The following is a 6,606-nucleotide window of genomic DNA, read 5'->3' on the forward strand; positions in this document are numbered from 1 at the left end:
GTATTGGATGGGGGGCATGTCCACGCTCGCCGTGTTCGGTGTAGAAATTCCGGCCGGTTGGCTGCTCAACATTCTTGCCGCCTTCTATCTGGTCTGGATGCTCAATCTATACAACTTCATGGATGGCATCGATGGCCTGGCCAGCGTCGAGGCTATTTGCGTCACGACCGGAGGCGCTCTTCTCTACCTGATCTCCGGCGACCAGCTGACGGCGCTCCCCGTCCTGCTGCTGGCGTTTTCGGTGTCGGGATTCCTGCTATGGAATTTTCCGCCGGCCAAGATATTCATGGGAGACGGTGGCAGCGGTTTCCTCGGCCTGGTCCTGGGCATACTCTCGTTGATCGCTGCCCGGCATGCTTCCGGGTTGTTCTGGGCGTGGTCCATATTGCTGGGTGTTTTCATTGTCGACGCCACAGTGACTTTGCTGCGCCGCCTGATACGCGGTGAAAGAGTCTACGAAGCGCACCGCAGCCATGCCTATCAGCATGCGTCACGCAAGTGTGTAAGCCATCTGCCGGTCACACTGGGCGTGCTCGCGGTCAACGTCCTATGGCTGTTTCCCATGGCCTACCTGGTGGCGGCAGGAAAGATCGACGGTGCCATGGGCCTCGTGGTCGCCTATGCGCCTCTCATCATTGCAGCGGTTCTTCTGAAGGCTGGGACGCCGGAAGCGGGAGCCCGCGCTTCGGAGTCCGCAAAATAGCGGATCACGGCGTAGGCCTGGAGCTGGTTCATTGAGTTCTCTAGATGTAATGGACAACATACGTAAACTCGTCATCCTCGGCGCGGGCGGCCATGGAAAGGCCGTGGCCGAAGCGGCCGAACTCAGCGGTGATTGGACAGAAATCGTCTTCATGGACGACAACCATTCCGTGCAGACGCAGTCCGGCGCATGGAGGATTGTCGGCACCACGCGCGAGCTGGGGCAATTGGCCGGTGCATGCGCTGCGGCAATCGTCGCTGTTGGCAACCAGCATGTGCGCGAGCACTTGAGCCAGTCGCTTGGCGCGCTGGGTATTCCGCTGGCCACGATCGTGCACCCCAAGGCATATGTCAGCGGCCATGCTGTGGTCGGGCCGGGTTCGGCGATCATGGCCGGTGCAATAGTAGGAACGGGAGCGACGTTGGGTTGTGGGGTCATCGTTAACGCCAACGCCACGGTGGATCATGACGCCACGCTTGGCGATTTCGCACACTTGGGCGTGGGTGTCCAACTGGCTGGAGGAGTCGTTATTGGCGCGCGCGCCTGGCTGCAGGCGGGCTGTTGTGCCGGCTATCGCGTCAATGTCGCACCGGGTGCGATCGTCAAACCAGGCTCGAGTCTGTCAGCCGACTAATTCTCTTCGTGCGCACCATGAATATTCCCATCCGTTCTCGCACCATCCTGGTGTTCCTCTTCGACCTGAGCGCGATTGTGGTCGCTTGGCTCGGCGCATTTCTGATCAGGTTCAATTTCGAATGGCCCATAGGCTGGGGCAACACGATCTGGATGGCGTTGCTGATGCTGTTGCCGGTCCAGATCCTGGCGTGCCGGGCAGTTGGCATGTATCGCAGCATGTGGCTGTTCGCCAGCATGCCCGATTTGAAGCGTGTGCTGAAAGTCGTGGCTGCGTCGACGGTGGCGCTGCTCGTCTTTGCGTTCTTGGTACGTAACGAAGCTGCCCTGCCGCGTTCCATCTTGCTTCTGTATCCTTTGTTGTTGGTGTTGCTGATGGGGGGCGCGCGGGCCGCCTGGCGCATGTGGAAGGAATATCGCATGTACGGCCGTGTCACGGGCCGCGGGGCGCCCGTGGTGGTGGTCGGCGCCGGCACCGCTGGCGCCATGCTGGTGCGTGAATTGAGTCGTAGCATCGAATGGCGCGTCGTCGCGCTGGTCGATGACAATCCCGCGAAATGGGGGTTGGAATTGTCCGGGTGCCGGGTCGTCGGAGGGACCGATAGGCTTGCGAACGTACTGGATGAGTATGGCGTGAACAAGGTGATTCTGGCCATTCCGTCCGCTGGCGCCCCAGCGCTGCGCAGGGTAATGGAGATCGCAACTGGCGCGGGCGCGTCGTTGTACACCGTGCCGGGCCTGGACGAACTGATGAGCGGCCGGGTCGCCATCAACATGATGCGGCCCGTGAAGATCGAGGACCTGCTCGGCCGCGAGGCCGTCCAGATCAACAATCTGAACATACAGGCCATGATTGCTGACCGGCATGTCCTGGTCACGGGGGCGGGCGGTTCGATCGGCAGCGAGCTTTGCCGGCAGTTGGCTCGGTTTTCACCCAGTTGCCTGATTCTGCTCGAAGCAAGTGAATACGCGCTCTACTCCATCGAGCAATGGTTTGCGGAGCACCAGCCCAACATACGTATCGTGCCGTTGGCGGGCGACGTCAAGGATGCCATCAGGATGGAGGAAATATTCCAGCGGTGGGAACCGGAGGTCGTCTTCCATGCCGCGGCGTACAAGCATGTTCCTCTGATGGAGGTTGGCAATGCCTGGCAAGCGGTGCGCAACAACGTGCTGGGCACCTTGAATGTGGCGGAATGCGCAAAGCGGTTCCATGCCAAGCGTTTCGTGCTGATATCGACCGACAAGGCGGTTAATCCTACGAACGTGATGGGTGCGACCAAGCGCATGGCGGAGATGATTTGCGAAGTGCTGCATTGCCAGGGCAGCGAGACCTGTTTCCAGATGGTCCGGTTCGGCAACGTGCTGGGCAGCGCGGGCAGCGTCATTCCCAAATTCCAGGCGCAGATCGCCAGAGGCGGGCCAGTAACGGTGACGCATCCTGACATCACTCGGTATTTCATGTCCATTCCCGAGGCGGCGCAGCTGGTATTGCAGGCGGCCTCCATGGGCCAGGGCGGGGAGATTTTCGTTCTGGATATGGGTGAACCCGTGAAAATCGCCGATCTGGCGCGGAACATGATCCGTTTGTCCGGGTACACCGAGGATCAAATCAGAATCGAGTATTCAGGCCTGCGCCCGGGCGAAAAGCTGTACGAGGAGCTGCTTGCAGATTCCGAGGAAACGCGGCAAACGCCGCATGAGAAATTGCGCATTGCACGCTCGCGCTCCGTACCGGAAGGGTTTTACGAAGAGAGCCTTGCTTGGATGACGCAGCGGGGCCCCGTATCCGACGACGAGGTGCGCGCGCAGTTGAAGCGGTGGATGCAGGAATACGTGCCCGCGCGGCTGTGATCCGGCTGTAGTCATGACGGCCATCAGGTGTATGAGAGGCATTCCGCTGGATTCCGGAGTATGTCACGATGCGGCCTGGACTCGCCAAAAGAGGTAAGCAAGATGAAGATACTGGTCACAGGGGGCACGGGATTCGTCGGCCAGCGCGTCGTGAAGGATCTGCTCGCTCAGGGACACGCCGTCCGTTTGTGGACGCGCCGACCCGTTGATGTGCCAGGAGCCGAAACATGCCGCGTTTCGGACCTGGACGATATGGCCGCGATGAGCGATGCGGTGGCGGGCATGGACGCGATCTGCCACCTCGCGGGAAGGGCGCACGTGATTGGCGCGACGCCTGCCGACCATGAGGCGCAGTTTGAAAAAGTGAACGTGGAGTGGACCAGCAAACTTGCCGAGGCGAGTTTTCTCGCCGGGGCAAAGCGCTTTGTATTCGTCAGTTCCATCGGAGCGGTCGGAACGTCCAGCCCGCCGGGCCAGCCGCTCACGGAACAGACGGAATGCCGGCCAGTCACGCCGTATGGTCGTTCCAAGCTGAAGGCCGAGCAGATCCTACGCGGGCTGGCTGAGCGTCATGGCGGGGAATGGGTGGCGGTGAGACCGCCATTGGTGCATGGCAAGGACGCGCCCGGCAACATGGCCCGCCTGACTCGCCTGGTGCGTAAGGGTTTGCCCTTGCCCCTGGGCAGCGTAAAGAACGCGCGCAGCATGATACATGTAGACAATCTGTCCAGTGTGCTGCTGGCATGCCTGACGCATCCAGATGCGCCAGGCCACGTATTCCACGTACGGGACAGCAGGGACTACTCCACGCCAGACATTCTGCAAGGGATTGGCAAGAGCTTGGGACAGTCGGCGCGGATGTTCAGCTTCCCGGTGCCTTTGCTTCGCTTGGCGGCGGGACTGGCCGGGCAGGCGGCTGCCGTGGATCAATTGACCGGCACGTTGCAGGTGGATGACAGACTGGTGCGCGAGACCCTGGGTTTCCAGCCTCGGGATTTGCCGTTCGAGGCATCCTGAGCGCGAAATGGCTGGATGAGTCTCGCACGGGGCTGATTCGTTGGCGTAGCCGAACTTGTTGTAAATTCCCCGGATTCTCGGCCTGCCGTGCCTGGGCCAGATCCGTCGCTGCGGCAGCGAATCCGTTCATCCCGCAATTCTTCATGTCATCATCGATGCCAACTCGCATTCTCATCGTCCGTACATCTTCGCTGGGGGACCTGGTGCATATGCTGCCAGCGATAACGGACATTGCCCGACATGTGCCGGACGCCGAGATTGACTGGGTCGTGGAAGAGGCATTCACCGATATTCCGCGTTGGCATCCGGCGGTCAGCGATGTTATTACCGTGGCGCATCGGCGCTGGCGCAAGGCGTGGTGGTCGGCGCAAGTGAGGGGGGAGCGCAGAGCGCTCAAGGAGCGCCTGCGGTCCAAGCAGTATGACGTGATCCTGGATATGCAGGCCTTGCTCAAATCTGCCTGGCTCGTGAGGCAGGCCCGAGGGGTGAGGCACGGACTGGACTGGCGCTCGGCGCGCGAACCGCTGGCTTCGCTCTTCTATAACGTGCGCCACAGGGTCGAGTTCTGGCAGCCTGCCGTCATTCGGCAGCGCAAGCTCGCGGGACTTGCGTTCGGCTACCAGCATGCCGGTCTGCCGGATTTCGGCTTGCAGAAGTTCGTCCGCCAGGCCAACAGTCTGGATGCCGAAGCGCTGCTTGGCGAAAGCGAGCAAGCAGCGGTGGAACCGGCCAGGCTGCTCCATTTGAGCACGGACCGTGGCTACGCGGTGATCATGCCTTCTGCGAGTCGCGACGACAAGCTCTGGCCCGAGGATGACTGGCGCGCCGTCTTCCGCCGTCTGCGCGACGCCGGCTGCACATTGAAGCTGCTGGCAGGCAACGAACAGGAAGCCGAGCGTGGCAGGCTGCTTGTCGCCGGCATGGATGGCGCCGAAGTCATGCCACGCATGAACCTGACCGAGGTTGCACATCTGCTGGCCGGATCCCGCCTCATGGTGGGCCTGGACAGCGGGCTGACGCATCTTTCCGCCGCGCTGGGCCGCCCCACGATCGGCATCTACCGGGCCTCGACTCCGGTCCGCACGCCGCTGGTCGGCTCGAACTACACCGCCAGCCTCGGCGACCGCGGCGCCTCGCCCTCGCGCGAGGCGGTCATGGCATCGGTCGAGCAGGCGCTGGCCGCCAAATGACATGAACCGCGGCGTCTATACCCTGGCGCTGCGGGCCGCCTCGCCCCTGGTCTGGCTCTGGATGGCCCATCGGGCGCGCCGCGCCGGCGGGCATTGGCAGATTCTCTCCGCCGAACGTTTCGGCCGTGGCGCAGCGCCACCGGCCTCGTTCGCCTCGCCCGTCTGGGTGCATGCCGTGAGCCTGGGCGAGACGCGTGCCGCGCAGCCGCTGCTGCAAGCCTTGCTGGACCGAGGCCTGCCGGTGCTGCTGACCCACATCACGGCCACGGGACGAGCGGAAGGCGAACGGCTGTTCCCGGCCGCCGTTGCGAGCGGCCAACTGCGCCAGGCCTGGCTGCCCTACGACTTTCCCGGCGCCACCCGCCGTTTCCTGGCGCGCTGGCGGCCGCGCTGCGGCCTGCTGATCGAACGCGAAATCTGGCCGAACCTGCTGGCCGCGGCGCGCCGCGCGCGGGTGCCGATGGGCCTGGTCAGCGCCCGCTATTCCGAATCGTCGCTGCGCCAGGCCCGCCGCATGGGCGCGGTGATGCGCGAAGCGCTGGCAGGCCTGGACCTGGTGCTGGCGCAGACGCCGCAGGATGCGGAGCGGCTGCGGCAGGCAGGCGCGCCCCGGGCGGTGGTGACAGGCAGTTTGAAATTCGACCTGGCGTTGCCGTCGGCGCGCGTGGACGCCGGACGCCAGTGGCGCGCGGCGCTGGGCCGGCCGGTCGTGGCCGTGGCCAGCACGCGCGAAGGCGAGGATGCGGGTTTCATCGAGGCGATCAAGCGCGCGTCGGCCCTGCCGGGCGCGCCCTTGTTCCTGCTGATTCCCCGGCATCCGCAGCGCTTCGACGAAGCGGCGGGCCTGCTGGACGAGGCCGGGCTGCCCTTTGTCCGGCGTTCCCAGGACGTATCGCCGGGTCCGGACACGGCGGTGCTGCTGGGCGACAGCCTGGGCGAAATGGCTTTCTACTACGCGGCCTGCGATGTGGCGATCGTCGCCGGCAGCTTCGCGCCGTTGGGCGGGCAGAACCTGATCGAGGCCTGCGCGGCCGCGGTGCCTGTCATCGTGGGGCCGCATACGTTCAATTTCCAGCAGGCGGCGATCGAGGCCATCGAGGCCGGCGGCGTCCTGCGCGCGGCCGACGCCGGGCAGGCGGTGCAGGCCGCGCTGGGAATGCTGGAAACCGAGGCGCGCCGCCCGGCGCTGGGGCGGGGTGGGGCGGGGGG

Annotated in this window: 6 protein-coding genes; all 6 read left to right on the forward strand. The window is 63.9% G+C overall.

All coding sequences use genetic code 11. The features are described 5' to 3' along the window. On the forward strand, window positions 1-703 hold a 703-nt coding region (locus KDH83_RS28580; protein ID WP_212321979.1), incomplete at its 5' end, for a glycosyl transferase. 49 nt (window positions 704-752) lie between these two features. After that, entirely contained in the window at window positions 753-1,337 is a 585-nt protein-coding gene (locus tag KDH83_RS28585) for an acetyltransferase (RefSeq protein ID WP_212321982.1), read from the forward strand. A 17-nt stretch (window positions 1,338-1,354) separates the two neighbouring features. Next, entirely contained in the window at window positions 1,355-3,190 is a 1,836-nt protein-coding gene (locus KDH83_RS28590) for a nucleoside-diphosphate sugar epimerase/dehydratase (RefSeq protein ID WP_212321984.1), read from the forward strand. 102 nt (window positions 3,191-3,292) lie between these two features. Beyond that, the gene (locus tag KDH83_RS28595; RefSeq protein WP_212321990.1) at window positions 3,293-4,207 is read left to right on the forward strand and encodes an NAD-dependent epimerase/dehydratase family protein; all 915 of its coding nucleotides are present in this window, start codon (window positions 3,293-3,295) and stop codon (window positions 4,205-4,207) included. Window positions 4,208-4,362: 155 nt separating this feature from the next. Then, the gene (waaC, locus tag KDH83_RS28600) at window positions 4,363-5,397 is read left to right on the forward strand and encodes a lipopolysaccharide heptosyltransferase I (protein ID WP_212321994.1); all 1,035 of its coding nucleotides are present in this window, start codon (window positions 4,363-4,365) and stop codon (window positions 5,395-5,397) included. Window position 5,398: 1 nt separating this feature from the next. Continuing rightward, the coding region (locus KDH83_RS28605; RefSeq protein WP_212321992.1) for a 3-deoxy-D-manno-octulosonic acid transferase at window positions 5,399-6,606 on the forward strand (1,208 nt) is incomplete at its 3' end.

The sequence above is a fragment of the Achromobacter sp. Marseille-Q0513 genome, from assembly GCF_018195695.1.
Taxonomy (GTDB): domain Bacteria; phylum Pseudomonadota; class Gammaproteobacteria; order Burkholderiales; family Burkholderiaceae_B; genus Achromobacter.

Excerpts from the sequence above, each read along its gene's own strand:
- KDH83_RS28585 (WP_212321982.1), top strand. The coding sequence starts at position 753 with ATGGACAACATACGTAAACTCGTCATCCTCGGCGCGGGCGGCCATGGA.
- KDH83_RS28590 (WP_212321984.1), top strand. The coding sequence starts at position 1,355 with ATGAATATTCCCATCCGTTCTCGCACCATCCTGGTGTTCCTCTTCGAC.
- KDH83_RS28595 (WP_212321990.1), top strand. The coding sequence starts at position 3,293 with ATGAAGATACTGGTCACAGGGGGCACGGGATTCGTCGGCCAGCGCGTC.
- waaC (WP_212321994.1), top strand. The coding sequence starts at position 4,363 with ATGCCAACTCGCATTCTCATCGTCCGTACATCTTCGCTGGGGGACCTG.